Origin of the sequence: Erysipelothrix urinaevulpis (genome assembly GCF_009828835.1) — a bacterium.
Classification (GTDB): Bacteria; Bacillota_I; Bacilli_A; order Erysipelotrichales; family Erysipelotrichaceae; genus Erysipelothrix; species Erysipelothrix urinaevulpis.
The window spans coordinates 1-1,064 of record NZ_WTTB01000023.1 but is presented as its reverse complement, the minus strand read 5'-3'; the positions used below and the strand labels follow the sequence as shown (position 1 = coordinate 1,064).

Here is a 1,064-nt window from a genome sequence, read left to right as displayed (position 1 = left end):
TTAAGTGATCAAATTACGATTACTAAGAATACAGTCGATACAAGCAAACGTGGTGTATACGCGGTTGAATACTCAGTCACTGATAGTGATGACAATACAGTTACTGGCAAACGAACTGTCTTGGTTGGTTACAACTATGAAGATGGTTATGCAGTGAATGCCAATAACTTTGCCATTAATAAAACAGTGATGAATGGAACAGACAGTGAAATTATTCGTCTCTCTTCTGCAGAAGCGTGGTTCTTTGATATTGATGACTTAGGAAATGTTGTGAGTGTTACAAGCGCAAATGATAAACTAGTCGTTAAATCTAAAGGAAACTATGCAGATAAAGAAGTAGGATTACATGATATTGTGATCGGAATTGAAGGTCAAGATACGCCAAGTGACCAAATCATTGGAGAGGTAACAGCAGAAAACGTTAACCCAGTGATTGGTGATGAGTTTATTATTTATACGAAAGACTTCAACCTAAACTTAGAAGAAGCAGCGTTGCATGATAAAGACTTATACAAAGAACGATCAGAAGTTTATGTTCGAGAGAAAGAAAGTTTCTCAGTCGTTGATGAAGCAGTGGAAATAGGAAAAGACACTGTTAAGGCAGAATTTACACCACAAGGTGTTTACTATGAAGTTGGATTCTATGTCATTAAAGATGAAAAAGCATCCACAATTTCAAAAGTAACGGTTGATAATCTAAACAAACCGGTCTTAAGTGTTCCAGACTTCACAGTTCTTCAAGTCAATGATGCCTTTGATCCAATGACAGGCGTTAAAGCGTTGGATGAAGAAGATGGCGATATTACTCAAAATGTAAGCATTGTATCAAATACAGTGGATACAAGTAAAAAAGGTGAGTATGAAGTTCATTATTCAGTAACAGATTCAGATAACAATACAGTTGAAGCAGTGCAATATGTATTTGTGGGTGACTATGTCAATCCAGTTGATACAAATTATATTATTAAAGCACAAAACTTTGCAGTGTGGGTAGAGAGTATGGAAGGAACCGACGCAGAAATACTCAAACATTCCAACACAGTTGTTTATGAAATTAAAAACAA

General features: G+C 35.8%; 1 protein-coding gene. It reads left to right on the top strand.

Features of this window, described 5'->3' with window-relative positions; translation table 11 throughout:
* On the top strand, nt 1–1,064 hold a 1,064-nt coding region (locus GVV10_RS09420; RefSeq protein WP_159522008.1), incomplete at both ends, for an immunoglobulin-like domain-containing protein.